The sequence below is a fragment of the Mongoliitalea lutea genome, from assembly GCF_014652135.1.
GTDB classification, from domain to species: domain Bacteria; phylum Bacteroidota; class Bacteroidia; order Cytophagales; family Cyclobacteriaceae; genus Mongoliitalea; species Mongoliitalea lutea.
Window position 1 is genome coordinate 356,293 of the sequence record NZ_BMYF01000001.1, and the last position, 22,478, is coordinate 378,770.

Sequence of the window (22,478 nt, forward strand, 5' to 3'; positions counted from 1 at the left end):
AAGAAAAATGGGAAAATGTAGCTTATGAAGCTGAGTAATCGATTAATAGGATTCTGCTAAATAAACACCTCTTTACTTATTACTATATGAATAATTAACTACTTCAATTTTTATTTAATGCTCAACCTACCTTACTATCACAATTTTTAGTAATATAGATGTCTTTATTTTAAACGGATGTATACATGATCGACTCTAGTATTATTGAAGGGTTTCGTTCGGATAATGAAATGTTTTTTAAAAACTTCTATAAAACTTACAGGCAGGAATTTGTAAAATTTTTAACAAAAAAAGGGATAAGTACTGCAGACGCTATTGAAATATTTCACGAGTCGATTTTAGTTATGCGTAAAAAAGCTTTTAATTACGAATTACAAGAGATTCAAGTAAGTTTTAAAACATATTTTTTTGCGATTGGGAAAAATAAAGCTTACGATTTATTGAATAGAGAAAACAAATCTATTGTCTTTATAACCGATAATCTTCCTGCAACAAATGATGGCGCGACTGATGAGGAATGCAATGATGCATTAATTGAAAAAATCAAGAAAAACCTGCTATCGATGGGAAGTGCTTGTAAAAAACTGTTAACATCCTTCTACTTGCAGGGACTAACGATAAAAGAATTAGTCATTACTGGTGGGTATGAAAATGAAAACACCGTAAGAGCACAAAAAAGTAGGTGTTTGAAAAAATTAAAAGAAATGATAAACAAGGATATTCATGGATAAAGAAAACTTAATCGAAAAATATTTTGAAGGAACCTTGACCGCTGAAGAAAAACTTAGGCTTGATAAACTATTGGAATCAGACATTGAATTAAAAGAGGAGTTTAATTTACAGATCGCTATCAAACAAGTAATGATTTCAGAAGGAGAGCCTGCCCTTAAGGCTAAATTAAAAGATTTAGAAAAATCTTATCGCTCAACAAATAAACAATCGATCTCATTTTTAATCAAATGGCCTGCAGCTGCCATTCTAATTATAGCTTTTGCCTTAGTTTTCATCCGTACATTTACGCCAAAGGATGTTCATGAAGATCTTTTCTTGACCTATTTTACTCCTGCCGAGAATATACACTATCCAATCACTAGAGGGAACGTTGATAATGAGCTGAAATTAGCTTTCTCAGCTTATGAAAGTAAAAACTTTGAACAAGCCCTTATTCTCTTTAAGCAACTTCAGGAGTCAAATGAATTCAATGAACTAAAACTATATTTAGGATCTAGTTATCTAGCCATAGGAGATACTGAGAATGCTTTAGAAGTGTTAATTATTACAAATCTGGATGATGAATCCAGTAGATATCGAATACAATGGTATAGAGCACTTGCCTTGGTCAAATCTGGAAATGTAGAAGAGGCGAAGACCCTGTTGAATGATTTAGTAATCAATGGTGATTTTGAGTTAAAAAAAGCTCAAAAACTATTGGAAAAACTTCCTTAATAAAAACCCTACAATCACAATACCCGGAAGTAAGAAAATCCAAAAAAAGCTTCTTTCACTCTTTTGTTGATCCTCTCCTAAAAGTACTAATCCTGCCCAAAAATAAGGATGTTTGAAAAATTCATCCTCTGTAATTTGCAAATATCGGATTTTGGCTTGGCGAAGAGATTCTGATTTACTCATTCCATTGAGTAAATTTTCATAGAACATTTCCATGATTGTTGCTGATTGCTTATCAGGTATCTCCCATAAGCCAATTACTAGGCTAGGAACACCAGCAAAATTAAATGCTCTCCCCAGGCTCAGTAACCCCGCCCCTTCTTTGGTATTGACAACCCCTGAGCCACATGCACTAAGTACACCGAGATCCGCATCAATGACCCAATCATAGATTTCATTTACTGTCAGGTATTCTTCCAACTCTTCTCCAAAGATCAAAGCATTATAGCCAGGGTTATTGACATCTGCATATCCATGTGCCGCCAAATTAAATATTTTTGAATGAGATGCTTCTTCTTTGAACAGATCTTTAGTAACCAAAGGGCCTATAAAACTTTTGCCCTTTGTAAGCTGATGAATACGCTGGATCTCTTGTTCAGCAAACACCAAAGAATTATTTTCATAATATGGTGCAAATCCCTTCCATTGTAATTGGTATGGAGATAATGACTTTTTTTCACGTCGTACCCTGTCCAATAAACTAACATCATAAACGACTTCCTTAGTAAAGAGTAAGGGCTCTTGTTGATAGGTAAACACTTCGAGTGGTACCAAAGCAAGCCATGAATCAGGCACAAAAATCAACCGTTGGAAATTTGGCAGTTTTTCTCCGATAAATTTCTCTAATTGCGGACTTTCAAATACTTTACCATTTCTAATATCTTTTGGATTTCTAATTAGCCAACGGTCTTTGATTGATTGATCCAACTTGACTTCTCTTACATAAACTTCAGATCTATTTGCATAAAGAGCAAATATTTTATCCTCATAAATAAATGTTTCTATCCATAATTCCTCCTTACCTATTTTACTTTGAAATTCTTTCAAAGAACCTATAGGAGCAACAAAGTACGAATAGAAGTAAGCGGAGAATTGCGCTTGAAGTTGTTCTCTTATGGATAAAAGATCTCTTTCAAGTCTAATTTCCTCTTGTGTCAATTCAACCAATTGATTTTTGGTAACTTGTTTTTGACCTATCTCATGAGCATAAATCATAAACGACACTTCTGCGTAGCGTTCTGATAATTTCTTTTCTTGATAAATCAATGAAGCTCCTGACTCTTCAGTTGAATTCTGAAAATTTCTTTTGGGAATACTGCCTATACTTTTATTCAAACTTAGTAAATTCACTAAAACAAGTTTTATGCGATCATCAGTATCCCAATGTTGATGCTTGATTCCGAGTTGAATAGATTCACTGATCAATGCTTTTAAGTTAGGGCTTTGGAAAGCTGCATTGACAACATGGTATTGAAAATTCAAATAATCAATTAAGGCTTGTTGGACTTTTAACAAATGATTAATCACTTGATCATTTTCCATATTTTGATGGTTCATATACCTAGTTTGCAGAAATAGTCCTTTCAGATAAATATCTGAAATCAAACTATCAGCATTTAAAAAATCCTGCAACCTTTTTTCCCAACTCTGATTCGATGCAAATTCCTTGCTTTTAATGGAAATTTCCAGACCTTTCAATCTATGTAATTGTTGCTGATATGTAGCTGCTTTAAATTTCTGTTCTATTATTACCCCCCATGACGCCCAGTATTCTCTGGCCTGAGACCACATGGATCTTTGAATAGCTGATTCAATTAATCCCGGATATGCCTGAATAAGGAACACCTCTCGCGATATTTCTTGAGAAATTGCAACTGCTTTCAAAAAATTGGACTCAGCCTCAATGGGTTCATTATTTTTAATTTTCAAACTTCCAATCAAATTGTAAGTCATGGCTTTCTGCCTTCTTAGATCGTAATTATACGATTTTTCAATTTTTTCGAAGATTTCCAATGCTTCATAAGCCTTGACCAAAGCAGTTGCTAGATGCATCTTATAACCATAAACTTCAGCAGTTACCAATAATGATTTTGCATATTCAAAACCTGCAGAAGGCTGAATCTGCTTAGCGACATCTAGGGATAATAGCGCATACTTCTCAGCTTTTAGGATATCTCCCTCCCTCAAATAACATCGGGCGATTGCAGCATAATCCTCCGAAACAACACCCAACCCCGCAGTTCCTGATTGTTTGTCATATTCCAAAGCCTTTAAGTAATATGGCAAGCCCTTCAACCCATTACCAAAACGATCTTCATAAATCAACCCTATATTGTATGCATTGGCTCCTAAGGTTCCAAATGGTGGTTGTGACAAAGACCCTAAAACTTCTAGAGATGCATCATAAAATTGTGCTGATTTATCAAATTTCTCCTTAGCATCCCAAACTACACCTTGCATTGTCAAGTTATTGGCATGGTACAGCTTCAACTTATTTTTTTGCATTAGTTCTCCACCTTTTTCCAAATATAGGAGAGCAGAATCATAGCTATTCTTATCATACATTGTTCTTCCCAACCTATCCAATACCAATGCTTCCCACTCTTTGTTGTGGTCTTTAAATCTTGACAGAATTTGAACTTTGCCTTTCAAAAACTCAACATCAGTTTTACCTGTAAATGAAACCTGATTAGTATAATCTAAGTAGTCGATTACAGCCAATTCCCAATTGTTCCTACTAAAAATTTTTCTTACTAAATCAGATTTGTGATTGATCAAATTATCTGACCATTGATACTTCTTCTCCAAATTGCAAACTGTTAAAAACAAAAACAGTCCTGAGGTATCCTCAGGAACTGTTGGGGCTTTAAAAACGTCCATCCAATACGAGTAATGACGTTTCAGTAGTTGATCATCAATGGACTTACTTCCTTGTCTGACCCGTTGATCGTATAAGACTGCCAATTCTGATGAAGAAGGTTTTCCAGTCCCTTCAAATAAAATAACCGCAAGGAGAACAAATGTCATCCATTTCATACACAATCAATTTAAAAATCAACATAAAGTTTTGTAAATATACTAAAACATAAAATACTTAAGATTGAAGTTTAAGCCATTTTTTGTAAAAATTCTGCATCATTTCTTTAAGCTGTTCTTTTTCATAAGTGTTGGAATGATCAAACGCTATTGAAATTATATGTTTATCCTGAAATACTACCAATGCTGATTCTTTTCTGGTTCTATTTTCACGATATATAGCAAACTCTCCCAAACCTTTGATTTTATCTTCCTCTGGAGCAGTGCTGAATTCTTCTTTTACCCTAGTGGCAACAAAATCATAGGTTGAAGGGTTGGCCATCATGGAAACCATAATAGCCAACTGTTTACCATCTTTTCCAGCAGCCATCACGCAAGACATTTCGGGCATAACATTGAAAGCCTCAACATCTCCTAATACATAATCAGACGGTATGTTAAATGTTTCCCTAAAATTGTTTTCAGTTATCCCTTTGCAAGCATTGAAACTACCACCCTTTTGCAAACTGGATAATTGAAGCTCATTAGCTTCTTCATGATTTTGATTTTGACCACATGCAGACATTCCTACTATAAAGAATAACGCAACAATAGCATAGTTTAACTTTTTCATAATTATTTTATTAAATGATTATAATCAAAAAAGTAGATGGATGACTTTGACCCTTATCTTTTGGGGAATGTACAGTAACCTTCACTTCATATGAAGATTTTGGTATTCTCCCGACTTGTCTTCTGATAAATCCTTGTTGCTCTATTTTAGTATTGGGCTTACCTAGTTCTCCTTGATTTTTATCATCATTGGGATTTGTCTTCCCAGCACCCGGACCTTGTGGTTTTGGAAGATTACCTGTTGATTTATCAGGATTTTCAATTCTCCCAACCTGTCTCCTGATAAAGCCTTGTTTTTCCCATGTAGAAATCATGGATTCCTCCAAACCATTAGGAAAAAGCTCTATAGTCTTCATTTTTGCTGTTAACTGGATAGAATTTCGATCTGACTGATAGATGGTTTTTCCATTTTCACTTACCGAATACACCAAAGTAGTCAACAAATCTTTTGGACTTGACTTTTCCACCAGGCTCGCATTCAGACCCAAAGACAACTTGTGAGAAGCCAATACAGCAAGCAGCTCTTCATAATTTCCATCTTTTGAATGGATTTCGATTTTTTCTTGGGACGACCTCACAAGAAATTCTAGCGCCCGCATGGTCAAAGACAACCATAGAACGAGCAATAGCAATAAATTTTTCATAGAATAATTAGTTGATTAATTCAAGAGTATACTGGACTTCAAACCGGACATGATTTTTATCATCAAAGACATCGCTTTTGATACGGACGTATCTTTTACCTCCCATGGATTCCAAAAAAATCTCGTCATCTGAATTTGGAATTCGTCTTTTGGTACCTCCCAAATTAGGGTAACTATTGGCGGTGGTCTCCCCTGAAAGGAATTTAATGATCTCGCCTAGATTATTTGACCTGTCAGCCCACATATCTGCTGCAAGCAAATTTGGTCCCCAACCAAAATGGGAATAAAATTCTAATTGTAGTTTTGAAGTAGTGATTTCTTGCGCAGTTAAATCAATCCTCCAAACAACTGACTTGCTTGACTTTCGCTCCTGTCCTTGAATCCATCTTGGCCCTCCTTCAGTAGCGTAACTACCCATATTTTCAATTACCGCACCTGAAACCGATGTCTTTTTATCGCTATGGGTATAATGAAATCTTCTGGCATGATTCCCAATTACGGCCACTTTTTCCATTCTATTGGATGAGCCAACTATCCGTGCCTCTAACCTAAGTCCTCCTGTTTGTCTATTCCCAAATCTAGCTTTGGTCATTTTTACAGAGTTCAGTGTAACCCTTAGACGATGCGTGGTAGTAGGGTTTGAATTCGTAATTGCTGATTCTACTTTAGCCAATTCCTGCTGTTTTTTCCGCTCCTCCGCCTCCAATGCTGCTATATGCCTATCATAGCCACCCCTTTGCCCTCCCATAAGTCTGAGTTCACCTCGCTGATTTTGGGTAAGAAGAACTTCACCTTCAGCGCCATTATCCATTCGCTCACAGGTGATAGTATTGATTCTGGTAAATGTCACATTTGCTAGAAACAATTGCCAATTAGCTGTTTTTAGTTTTCCAAAAAATACCCTACTATCATCTAGTATACCAACTGTAAAACCCATATCCGAAGCAACCAAACCAGCTTTATCCGAAACTTTAATCAAAACATGTTCAGATTCCAATTTTTCTCCGTTAAGATTCATGGCATTGGTGTTATCTAATCCTCGCATTTGTTCTCCAGCAGCAATGAGACCTGAAAAGGACAAGTTATCCCCATTGATTTGAATATCAAATCGACCTGAATTGGAATTAGTAGTATTGATATATACGCCTCCCAAGCGTCTTCCCCCTGGGTAAACTCTTCCAAACCAGTAAGATGTATTCGAAACGCCATACACCATACTCCCCATACGCATCATGGAAGTGTTTTCACCATTTATCTTCCAGTTACCTTCCCATAACTCTTGCGCATAGGAAAATTGAAAGCTGAATAGAAAAAAGGCAAGTATATAACTATATCTTTTCATATGACTGTAATTAAATAATGATTATTAAAAATGCTGGATCAACTTTACCGTTCCCATTTAGAACCTCTGCCCTAACCTCTACCTCATAAGTGGCGCCTTTGTCCACTACAGGATTCAATTTGGGATTATCTCTAATAGACTTATCTATCCCATATTGATGTAAAAAAATAGGTGAGATAATATCGAATGCTTCAATTGGCATACCCATTTCCCCTGGGAAAAACGGAAGTGGTTTTCCTTTAGATTGGGAAATAACTCGACCATTAGATTTGACGATCGTTTCAAAAACAATAATTGCAACTTCCTTACCGTCAGAAGTAGTAGGAAATCCCTTGGTTTCCAGATTAAACACAATCTTATTTTTCCCTGTTTTGAAGTCACCAAAGTGATGTACTATACTTATTGGGTTTTCAATCTTAGTCCTAGAACTATTGTTGATCAATAAGTTCCCCGAAGAACTTTGAGCATTGACGCCTGTCCAAGACATGATAGCGCAGAAGAGATGAATTAATGTGATTTTTTTCATAGGATTATTAGTGAAGCTTAAAATCGTTTATTGGCCAACTCACGTTCCTTATCTGCGATTTCTTCTATGATCTTATTCCCTCGTGCATAGATCGAAGGATTTTGAATTGATTTGGAAAGAAAGGAAGAAACAACCTGCAAGTAGAGTTCATTGGCATGATTGGGGAAATGCCTGATATTAGGATGTACATCTATAGTAGCTAAGGCTATATTTGCATCCTGTTTCCCTAATACCAGTAAATTGCCCGCATGATGGTATTTGTTTGCAGCCCTTAAACCATAAAAATTAGGGACTGATGGAATTGGATCTGAATTAACCACTATCCTTAAATTATTTTTAACAGCACGCTCAAAATATGCTCGGAATGTTGCATCTCCCACTCTTGGAGATCCTGATACTATATGCGTGATCGAAGCATACCTTCTATTTTGATTAACCGCTAAATCCAGCGCACAAAGGGTTCCCAAAGCACCACCCAAACTATGAAACACAAAAACATTAACTGTATTAGGTTGATTTTGGAGAGCGGCCAAAATGGATTGCCGCACCCTCATATACGCATTATTAAAGCCTTGATGTACCTTCGAATTTCTATAACTAGAGGAGGGTGCAACAGAGTTAGAGTTGATAAATGATGGTACCACTTGTTTGATATTGGCATCTGACACCACTGTATTTATGAACGTCTGTCCTGGATTACCGACTGCTTTGGTGCCTCTAAAAACGATTACCACAGCATTATCTTTTTTGGCTACATAGCATCTAAGTCGTTCATTGGTAATCCCTGCTGCTGAAATAACACCATTGCTAAGCATAGTAAATCCATTTGCTTGAAGTTGTCTCACAACTTCTGACTCATTTTCCAATGACACCCACTGAATATGTTCTTGCATGGACTTCATTGTCCTAATCTTTTCTAAACCAAATTGGTTAGAGGAACTCAAAAAAGAGCCCATTTGACCAAAACAATCGGAAGTTGAAAGCAAAATGAAACACCCAAGAGCAATCCAAAAATTTGTTTTCATAGGATAAGATTTTTGTTGGTAAGACGTAGTTTATTGCAAAATTCAGTTTATAGAGTACCGACTGCCTTGGCAAGTCTTTCTTCATAGTTAGGCACGATATCGAGGTTAATGATATCCACACGACGGTTTTTGGCTCTTCCCTCAGGTGTATTATTGGAATAAATCGGATACCAAAGGCCATATCCACGAGATGCCAATTGATTGGTATTGACTCCAAAGTCTTTAATTAGCGAATTACGGACTGCATTGGCTCTCTGCTCGGATAGCAGACGATTAGATTCACTGTCTCCAACATTATCCGTATGACCTGCAATTGAAAAACTTCCTCCATGCTGCTTCATGAAATCAGAAATCTGTTTAAGTGAAGGATAGGATTCAGGCTTAATGGAGGCACTGCCAGTTTCAAAATAAATCCCAGTAGCTTCAAAAATCCCTTTCTCTTCCAAATCAGACTTTATTACTGGTGGTGCGTCTCCGATTCTTATGTTGGACACATAAAAAAACTCTCCTTCATTGGCTTGATCTGAGAAAAACTTCAACGATTGATAAGGTTTATCCTGATACTGGGCTTGAACAATATCATAAACTTTTTCCTCATTAAAGTATAATCTTACTCTGTTTTTACTCTTCCAAAGTGACACTCTCACTTTATCCCCTCTTTGTAAGTTACTTTTGCTTAACAGAGGCAATGGTGTGGCATTAAACTCATTGAATTCACTTTTTTTCCACCTTTTTTCCATTTGTTTACGGTCTCCGCTAAAACCTAAATAAATCCAATGATCCCCTGCTCTTCTGTTTCCAAGATTGATACTTGCATCTGGTAAATCATTTAATATGACCCCAAACATACGTGTACCAGGCGCAAACTTTTGCCCATCTACATCCAAAACGAGATCAAATTCAAGAGTGAAATCATCCGGTATTTTCCCGAAGGCAAGTGGTGTGAAGTTAGTCTGTCCCTTACCTAATTTCAACCACTTCCCAGAATATGTGCTGAGTTCAACCACTTCAAGGGTACTAGAAGTATTCCAGCCATCTGGCAGATCCCCAAGCTTCGCACGTGAAAAATCCTCCGCGAAGAGAATGGAGGTTCCCATGATGAAATCATAATTCGAATAGGATTGCAGCGATCGATTCTCATTAAAAGTCAAATTTTCTGAAATCAACTGTTCAGAATTTTCTGAAAATAAAAAATCATCATACTCTTCATTTTGCTTGGCTGGAACATTGTTTTTTTCCTTAGCCTTCTTTGCGGGTAATTTTATTTTTGTTGAAAATAAAGATTCTTCAAGATTGTCAAGAGCTCGATCCGATGCACGATCAGCGCGATCATTTAACTTTTGTTTAACATTTTGAGCTGAGGCAACTATTGAAAACAAACCTAAACACAGAAATAAAATAATTTTGTAAAAGATGCTTATCATGGATTATTTATTTTGTTTTTCCATTAGTAAGCAATCGCTCCAAATCATTAACATCTTATTTAAAAAAAATTTGAAATTATGTAAAACAATAACCACATAAAAGCAATTTATGACTTTCAAAAAAAAGTCAAGTATAGAAAATAACGGGTGTAAATGCGAGTTGAAGTTTTTTTGATATCAGAATCAATTTGTAACTGAACTACTCTACGGGTCAATTTTTACCTTTAGAAGAAAAGCTTTTTAACCATGAATTGTTAGTTGAGGCATGATTCCTGAGCTTGCTGACGAGTTGACTGCTATCATAACCTCTATGCAAACAATATTCCCTACCTTTGGGAACCTTATCAAAGTTGGGGTGTGTTTATATTCGAATTGAAAACTCATGGACCTTGAATCCATGAATAATTTCGCCCATGGAAAAGAAAAAGAGAGTTGTTGTTGGCTTATCTGGAGGAGTGGACTCCTCAGTTGCGGCTTACTTGCTAAAAGAGCAAGGCTATGAAGTTATCGGGATGTTTATGAAAAACTGGCACGATGAAAGTGTCACAATATCCAATGAATGCCCCTGGATGGAGGATAGCACAGATGCCATGTTGGTGGCAGAAAAATTGGGAATCCCATTTCAAGCCATAGACCTGAGTGAAGATTACCGAGAACGGATAGTAGAATACATGTTTGCGGAATATGAAGCAGGCCGCACACCCAATCCTGATATTTTATGCAACAGAGAAATCAAGTTTGATATTTTTCTGAAAGCTGCTGAAAAGCTGCATGCGGATTTTGTTGCCACCGGACATTATTGCCAGAAAGATAGCTTTGAAAAAGATGGTCAAACCATCCACAGATTATTGGCTGGTGCGGATCCCAATAAAGACCAAAGCTATTTCTTGTGCCAATTGAGCCAAGAGCAATTAAGTAAATCCTTATTCCCTATCGGTCACCTGCAAAAATCGGATGTTCGGGCCATCGCAAAGCAACAAGAGTTAATTACTGCAGAGAAAAAAGACAGTCAGGGATTGTGCTTTATTGGAAAGGTACGTCTACCTGACTTTTTGCAGCAACAATTAAAACCAAAAAAAGGAAACATTCTAAGCATATCAGAGGACTATCCAGCATATGCACAATGGTCACTTCCAGTAAATACTGAACTTACAAGTCTGAGCGATGAGCAATTGGATGCACTGTGCACACCAATTTATTACCAACCATCAGACGGTAAAAAAGTAGGCGAACATAATGGTGCGCATTACTTCACCGTAGGCCAGCGAAAAGGACTGCAGGTGGGAGGAACAGGAAAACCCTTATTTGTTATCGCAACAGATACCCGAGCGAATGTCATCTATACAGGATTAGGAGAAGAACACCCTGGATTGAATAGAAATGGGCTCTTTGTAAAAAAAGATGACGTTCACTGGATACGGGAAGATCTGAAACTGCAAGTAGGAGAACATCAACGATACCAAGGAAGAATCCGTTATAGACAGCCTTTATCAGGAGTTACTTTATTGATGCGGGAAAAAGGTTTATATGTGATTTTTGATCAGCCACAGAAAGGCATTGCTTCCGGGCAGTTTGTGGCTTGGTATGATGGAGTGGAAAGTATTGGTTCAGGTACCATCTTTTGATTAAAACAATGAAGCAATCACTAGTACAAATCGCTATCGTAATCAGAGATTATGACGAAGCTATTCAGTATTATACAAAGGTTTTGGGATTTGAATTGATAGAAGATACCGTTCAGTCCCCTACCAAACGTTGGGTAGTGGTTAGACCAATTGGTTCATCTTGTGGATTATTGCTTGCAAAAGCTGCTAATGAAAAACAAGCGCAAAGCATCGGTAACCAAACAGGTGGACGGGTATTTCTATTTTTACACACCGATAACTTTGACCGGGATTTCGCCAGACTTCAGGACCATCAAGTGACCATCGTGAGAGGTCCTGTGGTAGAATCGTATGGAAAAGTGGCTGTTTTCGAAGATCTCTATGGCAACCTTTGGGACCTAATAGAACCAGCAGTTCATGATTAAGCTGGAGATTATCTTCGAAGATGATTACTTTATCGCTATCAACAAACCTGCGGGTGTGTTGGTACATAAAACTCATTTGGCAGATGAAGAGGAGGATTTGATTGCTGTTAAAATCCTCCAAGCCCAGACAGGCATCAAAGTATTTCCTATTCATAGAATCGACAGACCCACCACAGGTGTATTATTATTTGCCAAATCAAGCGAAGCAGCTTCTCGCATGCAGCCCATTTTGCGCTCCTCTGAAGTTGAGAAAAACTATCTCTGCATTGTTAGAGGACATCTGAAAGAGAAATCAGGTTTAATCGATCAACCACTCAAAAAGAAAATCTATGGGGAGCTGCAAGAAGCTCAAACAAGTTATTGGGTCTTGGACGAAACAAGCATTCCTTACAACACGACGGGAAGATATCCAAGTAGCAGATATTCCCTACTACGCTGTCATCCTCATACAGGTCGTATGCATCAGATCCGTAGACATATGGCTCATATACGTCATTACATCCTTGGGGACACCACTCATGGAGACAACACCCAAAACAATTTTTTCAGAAAAGAATGGGGACTCAATAACCTCCTCCTGCATGCTTGGCAGCTATCTTGTGTACACCCATTTACGCAAGAACCGATTACCATTCAAGCAGTGGTCTCGCCTATCTTTCAAAAGTACCTAAAGCGTTTAGAATTTACATGGGATCCCTCAGATCCAAGTGGGTTTTAAGCCTACGTTTTCATCTCAGGCATAAGCCCGGGCAGCAACCGCTTAGACAAAAAGCAGCAATAATCCTGTTTATTTTTTCGAGAAGTACTATCTTCAAGGCTACAATACATGTATATATGAAGAAAAAATCCATACTACTCAGTTTATTGCTTACAGCGGCCTCTTTCGCAAGTTTCGCACAAGGAGGCAAAGATGCCATTGAAAAAAACTTCCATGAGCTGGAAGCCATTTCCCATTTCAGATACCTCGCATCTGATGAATTGATGGGTAGAGACCCTATCCGTCCAGAAATCGACGCAGCAGCCCGCTATATTGCTGAGCAATTTTGGAAGTATGGAGCCAAAGAACTAACCAATGCAAACGGCTATTATCAACATATTCCATTCCGCTTATCTTCCCCTCCCACCAAAGGAGAAGTGACTTTTGGAGATAACACATTCAAACAAGGAGAAGGCATGTTGGTATTAGATGGACCTTCCTTGACAGGCTCCTACGAATTGATTGTAGCGGGTTATGGACTGGAAGCAGATTTTGAAGGAAAAGATGTTCGTGGGAAAGTGGTAGTTTGCAATGTAGGTGGTCCAGGAAATCTTTCTCCCCGAGGACTATTTGCAGCAGGAAGACAAAAATTAGCCTTAGCACAATCTAAAGGAGCTATCGGCTTGGTAGAAGTATACAATGTACCTACTGTTCCCTGGCCATTAGTGGCTAATTTCTTAAACAATCCACAGCTAACCGTAGATAAAACAGGCGGAGGTGAAAGCATTCCATACATCTGGATTCAGGATACCAAAAATGAGACCATCAATGCCGTTGGTAATCGTCAATTGACCCATGCAGACTTCCAAATCGAGGGAAAAATCAACAAAGCAATTGTAGGTAAAAATGTAGTAGCTGTCATCGAAGGGACAGATCCTGTGCTGAAAAATGAATATGTGATGCTTTCTGCACACTATGATCATATTGGGGTAGGAAGACCGAATGCAGATGGTGATTCTATTTACAATGGAGCCCGTGACAATGCGGTAGGAACAGTTGCAGTTATCAATGCAGCAAGGTACTTCGCAGAAAACCCTCCAAAGCGTTCGATTCTATTTTGTGCTTGGACAGCTGAAGAAAAAGGCCTATTAGGAAGCGAATATTTCGCTGAAAATCCATTGGTTCCATTGAATCAAATCATATACAACCTGAATATTGACAACGGGGGATACAATGATACGTCTATTTTCACCGTGATCGGCTTGGGAAGAACAAGCGCAGATTTTTTACTGGAAGAGGCTGCTGCTGCATTTGGAAAAGAAGCCATTGCCGACCCATCACCAGAACAAGGACTCTACGATAGATCTGATAATGTCAATTTTGCAAGAAAAGGTATACCAGCGCCGACCTTCAGTTTAGGTTTCAGAGCATTCGATGATGAGATCAATAAATATTACCATCAGCCCGGCGATCAGGTAGATAATTTTGATTTGGATTATGCCGTCGCTTATTGGAAATCATATATTCTAGCCGCAGAAAAAATCGCGAATTGGAACCAACGTCCAAAATGGGCTCCTGGGGATAAGTATGAGGAAGTTGGAAGACAGCTTTATGGTGGGAAGTGAGCAGTGAACAATGAACAGTGAGTAGTAGTGAACTACCACGGTGGCTGAGTGAAGCCGAAGTCAGTGGACAGTGAGCAGTTATTGATTGTTTAGTGTTAGGATGTCAGAACTATTAATCCTCTTAATTCCTTAATGGTTTTTCTACGTTGACACTCTTCACTTGGTAGTGAAACGAACAGTGAAAAATCGTGAGGTGTTAGAAATAACACCATAAAAAAATGACTCGCGTATTTTCTAGACACGTAAACTGGAATTAATCAAAATTCAAAAGCCGCAACTGATGGACTTCTATTAATCCCCATCAGTTGCGGTTTTTTATAAAATAAGTTCTTTAGCTTGGACGATCATGGCGCCAGCTGTCCTCATTTCTTCGATAGCAGCATCAAAATCTCCTTCCTTTATGTTTACCGCTCGGGTTGCATCAGCAATAAGATTTACAGCAAAACCTTCAGACAGTCCGTCCAATACTGTAAACTTTACGCAGTAATCAGTAGCTAAGCCACAAACAAACAATTCGCTTACACCTGCATTTTTTAAATATGCGGACAAGCCTGTATCTCCTTGTTTATTGTTATCATAAAAACCACTGTAAGAATCCACCAAAGGATTGGTTCCTTTTTGAAAGATCGCTTTCCATGCAGAACTGTCCAAGTCTGCATGAAACTCTGCTCCTGTAGTTCCCTGCACACAATGGACAGGCCACAAAAATTGGTTCACTCCATTCAGGTCAATAAACTCTCCTACTTTCTTTCCTTTATGGTTTGCCGCAAATGAGCCATGGTTAGCTGGATGCCAATCCTGTGTGGCAACGATAAAGTCAAACTTTGCCTGGATTTTATTGATTAAGGGTACAATTTGATCTCCTTCATTGACTGCTAAGGCACCACCTGGGATAAAATCATTTTGTACGTCTACGATTATTAATGCTTTCATTGGGATAATTGATTTACAATAATGGACGCAATGCTTTTCACTTCAACAAACGATTCATCTAAATGGAGTGAATTTGGATGTGAGTTTGTTGTGACAACCTTTTCAATGACTCCTGAGGATTTAATTTTTTCAATTGCATTATTGGTAAAAAGCCCATGAGTAGTGATGGTATAGATATTTTTTGCTCCAGCTGCTTTGTATGCTTTAGCTGCATTGATCAAAGAACCACCTGTGCGGACCATATCATCATAAATGACCACATCTTTTCCCTGTACATCTGCCGAAATACTTGTTACTTCAGTTGTTTCACCAGACACCCTTCTTTTGAAAACAAAAGCTGCATTGATCCCCATTTCATTGGCCAAAGACTCGACCCACTTGGCTCTACCGGCATCTGTACAGGCCATCACAAATCCCTCATCTGCCAACGTCTGTGCTGCTTCAATGATAATAGACTTACAATAAATGTGAGATATCAATGCTTGCCCTTCAAAATAGTGAGGAATGCCTTCAGAATGAAGATCAAAAAAGTAGAAGTGATTTCCTAAGCTTGTTCTAGGCAAAGAAGAAAACATCACCGCTCTAGATTTGGCAGTAACTACTTCACCTGGCTTGACAGCCCTTTCCATGGTGGAATAGCCAAAATATGGAAAAATAAGACGAATGGAACGGGCTCCATACTTAATCAATGCATACGCCAAATCATAAATCTCCAAGGTATCAGTATCAGAAATCGTTCCGCCAATTAAGGCTACATCCCTTCCATTGACCGAAGTGAGTATACGCTGATATCTTTCTCCATCTGGAAATATTTTTACATCGATTTTCCCTTCTTCAACATCAGCTCCTGCTAATACTTCTTTGAGCAAATACTGATAATCTTTGATTGAAAAGACGATTAACTTACTCTCCTTCATAATTTTTCATTTTAAGCACCAGAGATGTACGCATTTCAAACAGTTTTTCTTCTAATCCTACAGGGTAAATATGCGGATTGACTAATCGTTTATGCGCCTTATCAAACTGTTGCAAATTGGCTTGAGCATTGATACGAATGGCGTCTATGCTTGGGCGACGGTAGACTTTTTTACCTGCTTTGAAAATCGTTTTCAGTAAGGGAACTACCTCCAAATTTGTAGTCTTGATTTTTTTCCGTTTGGTAGAATCGTTTGGATCGATTATTAAAAACTCCTTTGAATCATCCAAGGCCCCCTCCAAACAAATCATATCGGCTATAGCTTTTCCATCTTTTAAAAACCGGACAACTTCTTGCCTACCAGGGATGTTAATTTTTATGCTTTGCTGAGAAACTTTCACTTTGGGTTCCCAAACTCCGTAGTCATTTTTAATGGCTGCTAATTTATACACTGCCCCAAGTGCCGGCTGGTCATAGGCCGTAACCAATTTGGTTCCAACTCCCCAGACATTGATTGCCGCTTCTTGAATCTTCAGGGATGTAATGATATGTTCGTCCAAATCATTGCTTGCCACAATTTTCACATCTAGAAAACCTGCCTCATCCAGCATTTTTCGTGCAATCGTACTGTAATAGGCCAAATCTCCAGAATCAATCCGTATACCAAACAGCTCGTGACCTTGTTCCCGCATCCATAACCCAACTTCAATCGCATTTTTTACCCCGTTGATGGTATCATAGGTATCAACTAAAAAAACACATTTTTCAGGAAATGCAACTGCATAGGCTTTGAAGGCCTCAATTTCTGAATCAAAGGACATGATCCAACTGTGGGCATGCGTACCTGATACCGGAATCCCAAAAAGCTTACCTGCCATCACATTACTCGTCGAGGTACACCCACCAATATAAGACGCTCTACTTGCCGCTAATGCTCCATCAATCCCTTGGGCTCTTCTCAATCCAAATTCCAATACTGGATCTCCTTTAGCGGCCACGCAAATCCGCGCCGCTTTGGTAGCAATCAAGGTTTGAAAATTGATGATATTCAATAAGGGTGTTTCCAACAGCTGACATTGCACCAAAGGTCCCGTTACTTTCACTATGGGCATGTGCGGGAAAATAACCGTCCCCTCTTCCACTGCTTCCACATCGCAGGAGAATTCCATTTTTTCCAGGTAATGAATAAAAGCTGGTTCAAAGGTGAGCGCTCCGTCTTTATTTTTCATTTCTCCCAAGTATTTCAAATCACTTGGATCAAAATGAAAATTTCGGCAAAAGTCAATTACATAATCCAGACCGGCAGCAATCGTAAAGCCACTTTGAAAGGGATTTTTACGAAAGAACAGATTGAAAGTGGCTACCTCATTTGCTTTTCCTGACTTCCAATAGGCATAAGCCATGGTGATTTGATAAAAATCCGTCAATAAAGCCAGTGAACCTTGGTACAGGTCTTTGGTGATTTTCATGGGTAGAAAATAAAATTTGATGAATCAAAAATAACCAATCATGCCGATTGATAGCCTAGAATTTAAATTTTTATTACGAAATCATTTCCGAATGTTAAAAATCACACCTAACAATACCAACGCCATTCCAATATATACCACTAAATCATACGTCTCTCCAAAGATTAAAAAGCCAAAGCCCAAAGCATAAATGATTCCAACATAGCTCAAGCTTGATATTTTAGCTACTTCGGCATTTTGATAGGCAATCGTCATAAAATACTGGGCCGTTTGTGTAAAAATCCCTACTAATAATAAATACATCCAATCCCAGCCTACAGGTGGAACCCATACCCAATAGGTTAAAATGGAGGCAATTGGAATGGTGATCATAGGAAAATAGATCATGATGACGAGTGGATGTTCGCTGTTTTTTAGTTTCCGGATGATATTATAAGCCAAGCCCATGGCAATAGACGCAATCAAACCAATAGACAAATCCATCATGGAAACACGAGGATCGAAACCTTGAATCACTAGAACACCCAGAAAAGAAATCCCAAAATAAATGAATTGCCTGACTGCAACTTTTTCTTTCACTATAAAAATCCCTAGGATACTTGTAAAAATGGGCGCGAGATAATTAATGGTGACAGCACTCGCCAAAGGAATTGCTTGCAGTGTGTAGAAAAAAGCCATTAAGCCAATGGACCCCACCACTCCACGGGCTATCAAGAGTTTTTTATTGGTCCCCAAGATGGGAATCGCACGCTTTGTCAAAACCGAATAGGTGAAAAAGAAACTGAAAATTGATCGAAAAAGGATGATTTCTATCGCAGGGATATGAGGAATCATCTTGACAGATACATTCATCAAGGCAAAAAAGAAGCCTGCCAACAGCATGTGTACAATACTCTTATTCCCCAAATCGGTAGGTTTCATATTACTTGGGCAAAAGTAAGCTTAATCCAAGAAATAAACCTAGTACCCAATAGCACGGATTAGAAAATACCCTGATGTTGGTATTTCAATTCCTTTAACATTCAGCGAATTTTAACATAAAAAAGCTATGAAACATTTCTTAAACATCTTCTCATTATTCCTTTTGGCAGTAATCATGTTAACTACGGCATGCAGTGATGACGATAGTCCAAACGGCGCAATAAACTTTGAAGCAAAAGTCGACGGAACAGTTTGGAAAGGCTCTGGAAACAGTAGAATTGTTGGTGTCGGGAGTATAGTGAGCACAAATATCGGAGCAGGAAAAGGCGACCGATCTGCCTTTTCAATTACAATTATGAGCGACAAAGCAGGGACTTATAATTTGGCAGGAAATGCAAGTTACACAGATGCTAATCAAACTGTATATTTAGCTAATTCAGGCACTGTCACTATTTCCTCATTCGAAGGCAACAAAATTAGTGGCACTTTTTCCTTCATTGGTAAACCCGCTATGGGCGGAGGTTCGGATATACAAATAACTGAAGGAAAGTTTACAGATGTTAATGTAATGAAGTAATAATTAGTGAACCCTGCTTACCTGTTCATCATAGACAAAATGGCTCCATCCTTCATGGTAAGTGTTCGATCGGCCATTTTTGCTAATTCTTGATTATGGGTCACGATTACAAAACTTTGTCCGGAGTTTTCCCTTAAGGTGAAAAATAAGTTATGCAGCGCATGGGCATTTTTTGTGTCTAGATTCCCACTAGGTTCATCAGCAAAAACAACTTGTGGATAATTTAGCAAAGCCCTTGCTACTGCTACCCGTTGCTGTTCTCCTCCCGAAAGCTCGGAAGGTTTGTGAGACAATCGGGAAGATAGACCGAGCATTTTGGCCAGTTCAGAGCTCCTTTTCTGAATGTCACGTAATTTTTTACCAGCAATTAAGCCAGGAATCCAAATATTTTCCTCTGCCGTAAACTCTGGCAATAAATTATGAAATTGGAAAATAAAACCGATATGTTGATTTCGGAAGTCTGCGAGTTGATCCCCTTTCAGTCCTGAAATTTTTTTCCCATTCAGAGAAACTTCCCCCGCATCTGGTTGGTCTAAGGTACCTAAAATGTGTAAAAGCGTACTTTTGCCAGCCCCGGAAGCACCTACGATGGACACCACTTCCCCTTCTTTGATGATAACATCCACACCCTTAAGTACATGGAGATCTCCGTATTTTTTTTGAATGCCTTTTGCCTCTAACATGAATTACTTTGTACGCGCTTGATTAACTAACCACTGATGTATTTCTTTTCAAAAATGGGATAATTTTCCCAAAAAGAGCACAGACTTTTTTGAAAAATCGACCGAGAGCGCTTAACTTCGGGCAAAAATTTACAAGGATGAATATACACGAATATCAAGCAAAAGAACTTTTGAAAAGCTACGGGGTTAGAATTCAGGAAGGTATTGTAGCAGATACACCGGAAGCAGCCCTAGAAGCGGCAAAAAAACTTAATGCGGAAACGGGAACCTCCTGGTACGTAATCAAGGCTCAAATCCATGCAGGTGGTAGAGGTAAAGGTAAAGTAAAGGAAACCGGATCCAATGGTGTGGTCCTTGCGAAAAAAATGGAAGATGTTCCAACTAAAGCAGCGGATATCCTTGGTGGTACTTTGGTAACCATCCAAACTGGTGAAGAAGGTAAAAAAGTAAATAAGGTATTGGTAGCGGAGGATGTATATTATCCTGGTGCTTCTGAACCTAAAGAATATTATTTATCCATCCTTTTAGACAGAGCGAAAGGTTGCAATGTGATCATGGCTTCTACTGAAGGGGGTATGGATATTGAAGAGGTTGCTGAAAAGCATCCAGAGAAAATCATCAAAGAGTGGATTGATCCAAAATTGGGTCTTCAAGGTTTCCAAACTAGAAAAGTCGCTTTCAAACTTGGATTAGAAGGCAATGCATTCAAAGAAATGGTAAAATTCATCACATCTCTTTACAATGCATACGTTGGTTCTGACTCTGCTCAATTCGAGATTAACCCTGTATTGAAAACATCTGATGACAAAATTTTGGCAGTTGATGCTAAAGTTAACTTGGATGATAATGCTTTATATAGACAAAAGAATTTGGCTGACTTGAGAGATTTGGCTGAAGAAGATCCTTTGGAGGTAGAAGCTGGTAAATCAGGCTTGAACTATGTGAAACTTGACGGAAACGTAGGTTGCATGGTAAATGGTGCTGGTTTGGCGATGGCTACCATGGATATGATCAAGTTGTCCGGTGGTGAACCTGCTAACTTCCTAGATGTAGGGGGCGGTGCAAATGCAACCACTGTGGAAGCTGGTTTCAGAATTATCCTACAAGATCCAAACGTAAAAGCTATTTTGATCAACGTTTTTGGAGGTATTGTACGTTGCGATAGAATTGCTAATGGTGTGGTAGAAGCTTACAAGTCCATTGGAGATATTCGAGTACCTATCATCGTTCGTTTGCAAGGAACCAACGCTGAAGAAGGTGCAAGAATTATTGATGAGTCAGGCTTAAAAGTTGCTTCTGCGATTACTTTGAAAGAAGCAGCTGAAAAAGTTAGAGCAGCTATTTCTGCATAAGATTTTGTTGCACCCGTAGTTCAACTGGATAGAATATCGGATTTCGGCTCCGAGGGTTGAGGGTTCGAATCCTTCCGGGTGTACAAATCATTCAAAGCCCTGCATAAGAAATTATGCAGGGCTTTCTCATTATGATTTTTATCATTTTTTGACCTGATTTCGAACATCTTTTTTGGCTAAAATTTACGGTAGCTTTGGGTACAATAAGAACAAAACCCACGAAAGCCATGAAAAAGATACTCATCCCTACAGATTTCTCCTCTTGCGCAAATGCCGCAGTGGATTATGGATTTGCCATCGCAAAAAAGCTTCAAAGCGAATTATTATTCCTCCATATTGTCATTACTCCGGTAGACTGGAGTAAGTTGAGAAAAGATCAGGAGGAGTTATTCCCTGAGACAAAGGAGCGAATAGCATTCGCTAAAAAACAGCTCACTGACTTGGTCAATAAAGCAGAAAGCGAAGGGCTAAGCGCTAAAAAATTACTTGTCTTCTACGATGGAAATGAAAAAATACACCATTATGTGAGGTCTGAAAACATTGACTTAGTAATCATGGGATCCCATGGTCAATACGGCTTCAAAGAGCATGTTTTGGGTACAAACACGTATTCTATGATTAGACGCTCAGAAGTACCCGTAATCATCGTCAAAGAGAATAATCCAAAAAAAGATCTTCAGACTATTGTATTTGCAACCAATTTCAAAGAAGAGACAGGGAAGAGTTTCCAACAAGTGGAACGCTTAGCTGAGTCTTTAAAGGCAAAACTGAAAGTGCTGTTTGTGAATACACCAACCTATTTCTTGGAAACTGACGACATTTACCATGTTGGAAAAGAATATTTGAAAGAATACGCCTCTTATAATCATGACATTGAAATCTATGATGCCTTTAAAGAGGAGCGTGGAATCATTCAATATGCCACAAAAATCAGTGGTGATGGAATTGCCGCCATTACTTATGGAAAGTCTGATTTGATGCAGTACTTCTCCCCAAGTATTACTGAAAACTTAATTGCAATGACAGAATTACCGGTTATTAGTATCCGAGTAAAAAAATAATAATGAGAAGATTTATTGCACTTTTCCGGCAGCTTCAAAAGAGCTGCCTTATTTGGTTTATAGACAATAAAAAAGCAGGAGAAATTCCCCTGCCCTTTATATGAAAACTAAACCAACTATTATTTAACTACCACAATTGAAACAAAAATAATACATATTT

General features: G+C 38.4%; 21 protein-coding genes and 1 tRNA gene. 10 read left to right on the forward strand and 12 right to left on the reverse strand.

Annotated features, from left to right (window positions below):
* Positions 1–185: 185 nt before the first annotated feature.
* Complete coding sequence (locus IE080_RS01510) at positions 186–731, forward strand: RNA polymerase sigma factor (protein ID WP_189578657.1); 546 nt, start codon at positions 186–188, stop codon at positions 729–731.
* Positions 724–1,446, forward strand: a complete 723-nt coding sequence (locus tag IE080_RS01515) for a tetratricopeptide repeat protein (RefSeq protein ID WP_189578658.1) — start codon at positions 724–726, stop codon at positions 1,444–1,446. Before IE080_RS01510 ends, IE080_RS01515 begins: the two co-directional genes overlap by 8 nt.
* Here IE080_RS01515 and IE080_RS01520 read toward each other — a convergent pair.
* From IE080_RS01520 to IE080_RS01550, 7 genes are all read right to left on the reverse strand, one after another.
* Entirely contained in the window at positions 1,426–4,482 is a 3,057-nt protein-coding gene (locus tag IE080_RS01520; RefSeq protein WP_189578659.1) for a CHAT domain-containing protein, read from the reverse strand. The genes IE080_RS01515 and IE080_RS01520 overlap by 21 nt on opposite strands.
* Positions 4,483–4,540: 58 nt before the next feature.
* On the reverse strand, positions 4,541–5,095 hold the full coding sequence (locus tag IE080_RS01525; protein ID WP_189578660.1) for a hypothetical protein: 555 nt from the start codon (positions 5,093–5,095) through the stop codon (positions 4,541–4,543).
* 10 nt (positions 5,096–5,105) lie between these two features.
* Positions 5,106–5,738 (reverse strand): hypothetical protein, encoded by a 633-nt coding sequence (locus IE080_RS01530; RefSeq protein ID WP_189578661.1) that lies wholly within the window; start codon positions 5,736–5,738, stop codon positions 5,106–5,108.
* A 7-nt stretch (positions 5,739–5,745) separates the two neighbouring features.
* Positions 5,746–7,080, reverse strand: coding sequence for a hypothetical protein (locus tag IE080_RS01535; RefSeq protein WP_189578662.1), 1,335 nt, complete (start codon positions 7,078–7,080; stop codon positions 5,746–5,748).
* Between the two features lie 10 nt (positions 7,081–7,090).
* Positions 7,091–7,606 carry a hypothetical protein gene (locus IE080_RS01540; protein WP_189578663.1) on the reverse strand — a complete coding sequence of 172 codons (516 nt, stop codon included), beginning with the start codon at positions 7,604–7,606 and terminating at the stop codon, positions 7,091–7,093.
* A 17-nt stretch (positions 7,607–7,623) separates the two neighbouring features.
* Entirely contained in the window at positions 7,624–8,508 is an 885-nt protein-coding gene (locus IE080_RS01545) for a lipase family protein (protein ID WP_229800448.1), read from the reverse strand.
* A 170-nt stretch (positions 8,509–8,678) separates the two neighbouring features.
* The gene (locus IE080_RS01550) at positions 8,679–10,055 is read right to left on the reverse strand and encodes an OmpA family protein (RefSeq protein WP_189578665.1); all 1,377 of its coding nucleotides are present in this window, start codon (positions 10,053–10,055) and stop codon (positions 8,679–8,681) included.
* Positions 10,056–10,468: 413 nt separating this feature from the next.
* On the opposite strand from IE080_RS01550, the gene mnmA reads away from it, so the two are divergent.
* From mnmA to IE080_RS01570, 4 genes are all read left to right on the forward strand, one after another.
* Positions 10,469–11,680 carry a tRNA 2-thiouridine(34) synthase MnmA gene (gene mnmA, locus IE080_RS01555; protein WP_189578666.1) on the forward strand — a complete coding sequence of 404 codons (1,212 nt, stop codon included), beginning with the start codon at positions 10,469–10,471 and terminating at the stop codon, positions 11,678–11,680.
* Between the two features lie 8 nt (positions 11,681–11,688).
* Positions 11,689–12,084, forward strand: a complete 396-nt coding sequence (locus tag IE080_RS01560) for a VOC family protein (RefSeq protein WP_189578667.1) — start codon at positions 11,689–11,691, stop codon at positions 12,082–12,084.
* On the forward strand, positions 12,077–12,802 hold the full coding sequence (locus tag IE080_RS01565) for a pseudouridine synthase (RefSeq protein WP_189578668.1): 726 nt from the start codon (positions 12,077–12,079) through the stop codon (positions 12,800–12,802). The genes IE080_RS01560 and IE080_RS01565 overlap by 8 nt, the downstream gene beginning before the upstream one ends.
* Before the next feature lie 116 nt (positions 12,803–12,918).
* Complete coding sequence (locus IE080_RS01570; protein WP_189578669.1) at positions 12,919–14,406, forward strand: M28 family peptidase; 1,488 nt, start codon at positions 12,919–12,921, stop codon at positions 14,404–14,406.
* A gap of 315 nt (positions 14,407–14,721) precedes the next feature.
* Here IE080_RS01570 and pncA read toward each other — a convergent pair whose 3' ends face one another.
* From pncA to IE080_RS01590, 4 genes are all read right to left on the reverse strand, one after another.
* On the reverse strand, positions 14,722–15,339 hold the full coding sequence (gene pncA, locus IE080_RS01575; RefSeq protein ID WP_189578670.1) for a bifunctional nicotinamidase/pyrazinamidase: 618 nt from the start codon (positions 15,337–15,339) through the stop codon (positions 14,722–14,724).
* Complete coding sequence (prs, locus tag IE080_RS01580) at positions 15,336–16,256, reverse strand: ribose-phosphate diphosphokinase (RefSeq protein ID WP_189578671.1); 921 nt, start codon at positions 16,254–16,256, stop codon at positions 15,336–15,338. The genes pncA and prs overlap by 4 nt, the downstream gene beginning before the upstream one ends.
* Positions 16,243–17,724, reverse strand: coding sequence for a nicotinate phosphoribosyltransferase (locus IE080_RS01585; RefSeq protein ID WP_189578672.1), 1,482 nt, complete (start codon positions 17,722–17,724; stop codon positions 16,243–16,245). The genes prs and IE080_RS01585 overlap by 14 nt, the downstream gene beginning before the upstream one ends.
* A gap of 81 nt (positions 17,725–17,805) precedes the next feature.
* Entirely contained in the window at positions 17,806–18,606 is an 801-nt protein-coding gene (locus IE080_RS01590; protein ID WP_189578712.1) for a DMT family transporter, read from the reverse strand.
* Positions 18,607–18,772: 166 nt separating this feature from the next.
* Here IE080_RS01590 and IE080_RS01595 point away from each other — a divergent pair, with 166 nt between their 5' ends.
* Positions 18,773–19,222, forward strand: coding sequence for a DUF6252 domain-containing protein (locus IE080_RS01595; protein ID WP_189578673.1), 450 nt, complete (start codon positions 18,773–18,775; stop codon positions 19,220–19,222).
* 17 nt (positions 19,223–19,239) lie between these two features.
* Here IE080_RS01595 and IE080_RS01600 read toward each other — a convergent pair whose 3' ends face one another.
* Complete coding sequence (locus IE080_RS01600) at positions 19,240–19,905, reverse strand: ABC transporter ATP-binding protein (RefSeq protein ID WP_189578674.1); 666 nt, start codon at positions 19,903–19,905, stop codon at positions 19,240–19,242.
* A gap of 137 nt (positions 19,906–20,042) precedes the next feature.
* Between IE080_RS01600 and sucC the strand changes: the two genes are divergently transcribed.
* The 3 genes from sucC to IE080_RS01615 all read left to right on the forward strand — a co-directional run bounded on the left by sucC (position 20,043) and on the right by IE080_RS01615 (position 22,318).
* A complete protein-coding gene (gene sucC, locus IE080_RS01605; protein WP_189578675.1) occupies positions 20,043–21,257 on the forward strand; it encodes an ADP-forming succinate--CoA ligase subunit beta in 1,215 nt (404 codons plus the stop codon).
* Between the two features lie 9 nt (positions 21,258–21,266).
* Positions 21,267–21,340 (forward strand) — tRNA-Arg (locus IE080_RS01610).
* 144 nt (positions 21,341–21,484) lie between these two features.
* Positions 21,485–22,318 carry a universal stress protein gene (locus IE080_RS01615; RefSeq protein WP_189578676.1) on the forward strand — a complete coding sequence of 278 codons (834 nt, stop codon included), beginning with the start codon at positions 21,485–21,487 and terminating at the stop codon, positions 22,316–22,318.
* Positions 22,319–22,478 lie beyond the last annotated feature (160 nt).

Coding starts and splice junctions, on each gene's coding strand:
- IE080_RS01550 (WP_189578665.1), bottom strand. CDS start 10,055: ATGATAAGCATCTTTTACAAAATTATTTTATTTCTGTGTTTAGGTTTG.
- mnmA (WP_189578666.1), top strand. CDS start 10,469: ATGGAAAAGAAAAAGAGAGTTGTTGTTGGCTTATCTGGAGGAGTGGAC.
- IE080_RS01565 (WP_189578668.1), top strand. CDS start 12,077: ATGATTAAGCTGGAGATTATCTTCGAAGATGATTACTTTATCGCTATC.
- pncA (WP_189578670.1), bottom strand. CDS start 15,339: ATGAAAGCATTAATAATCGTAGACGTACAAAATGATTTTATCCCAGGT.
- IE080_RS01595 (WP_189578673.1), top strand. CDS start 18,773: ATGAAACATTTCTTAAACATCTTCTCATTATTCCTTTTGGCAGTAATC.
- IE080_RS01590 (WP_189578712.1), bottom strand. CDS start 18,606: ATGCTGTTGGCAGGCTTCTTTTTTGCCTTGATGAATGTATCTGTCAAG.
- sucC (WP_189578675.1), top strand. CDS start 20,043: ATGAATATACACGAATATCAAGCAAAAGAACTTTTGAAAAGCTACGGG.
- IE080_RS01585 (WP_189578672.1), bottom strand. CDS start 17,724: ATGAAAATCACCAAAGACCTGTACCAAGGTTCACTGGCTTTATTGACG.
- IE080_RS01510 (WP_189578657.1), top strand. CDS start 186: ATGATCGACTCTAGTATTATTGAAGGGTTTCGTTCGGATAATGAAATG.
- IE080_RS01515 (WP_189578658.1), top strand. CDS start 724: ATGGATAAAGAAAACTTAATCGAAAAATATTTTGAAGGAACCTTGACC.
- IE080_RS01570 (WP_189578669.1), top strand. CDS start 12,919: ATGAAGAAAAAATCCATACTACTCAGTTTATTGCTTACAGCGGCCTCT.
- IE080_RS01600 (WP_189578674.1), bottom strand. CDS start 19,905: ATGTTAGAGGCAAAAGGCATTCAAAAAAAATACGGAGATCTCCATGTA.
- IE080_RS01525 (WP_189578660.1), bottom strand. CDS start 5,095: ATGAAAAAGTTAAACTATGCTATTGTTGCGTTATTCTTTATAGTAGGA.
- IE080_RS01540 (WP_189578663.1), bottom strand. CDS start 7,606: ATGAAAAAAATCACATTAATTCATCTCTTCTGCGCTATCATGTCTTGG.
- IE080_RS01560 (WP_189578667.1), top strand. CDS start 11,689: ATGAAGCAATCACTAGTACAAATCGCTATCGTAATCAGAGATTATGAC.
- prs (WP_189578671.1), bottom strand. CDS start 16,256: ATGAAGGAGAGTAAGTTAATCGTCTTTTCAATCAAAGATTATCAGTAT.
- IE080_RS01615 (WP_189578676.1), top strand. CDS start 21,485: ATGAAAAAGATACTCATCCCTACAGATTTCTCCTCTTGCGCAAATGCC.
- IE080_RS01530 (WP_189578661.1), bottom strand. CDS start 5,738: ATGAAAAATTTATTGCTATTGCTCGTTCTATGGTTGTCTTTGACCATG.
- IE080_RS01535 (WP_189578662.1), bottom strand. CDS start 7,080: ATGAAAAGATATAGTTATATACTTGCCTTTTTTCTATTCAGCTTTCAA.
- IE080_RS01545 (WP_229800448.1), bottom strand. CDS start 8,508: ATGAAGTCCATGCAAGAACATATTCAGTGGGTGTCATTGGAAAATGAG.
- IE080_RS01520 (WP_189578659.1), bottom strand. CDS start 4,482: ATGAAATGGATGACATTTGTTCTCCTTGCGGTTATTTTATTTGAAGGG.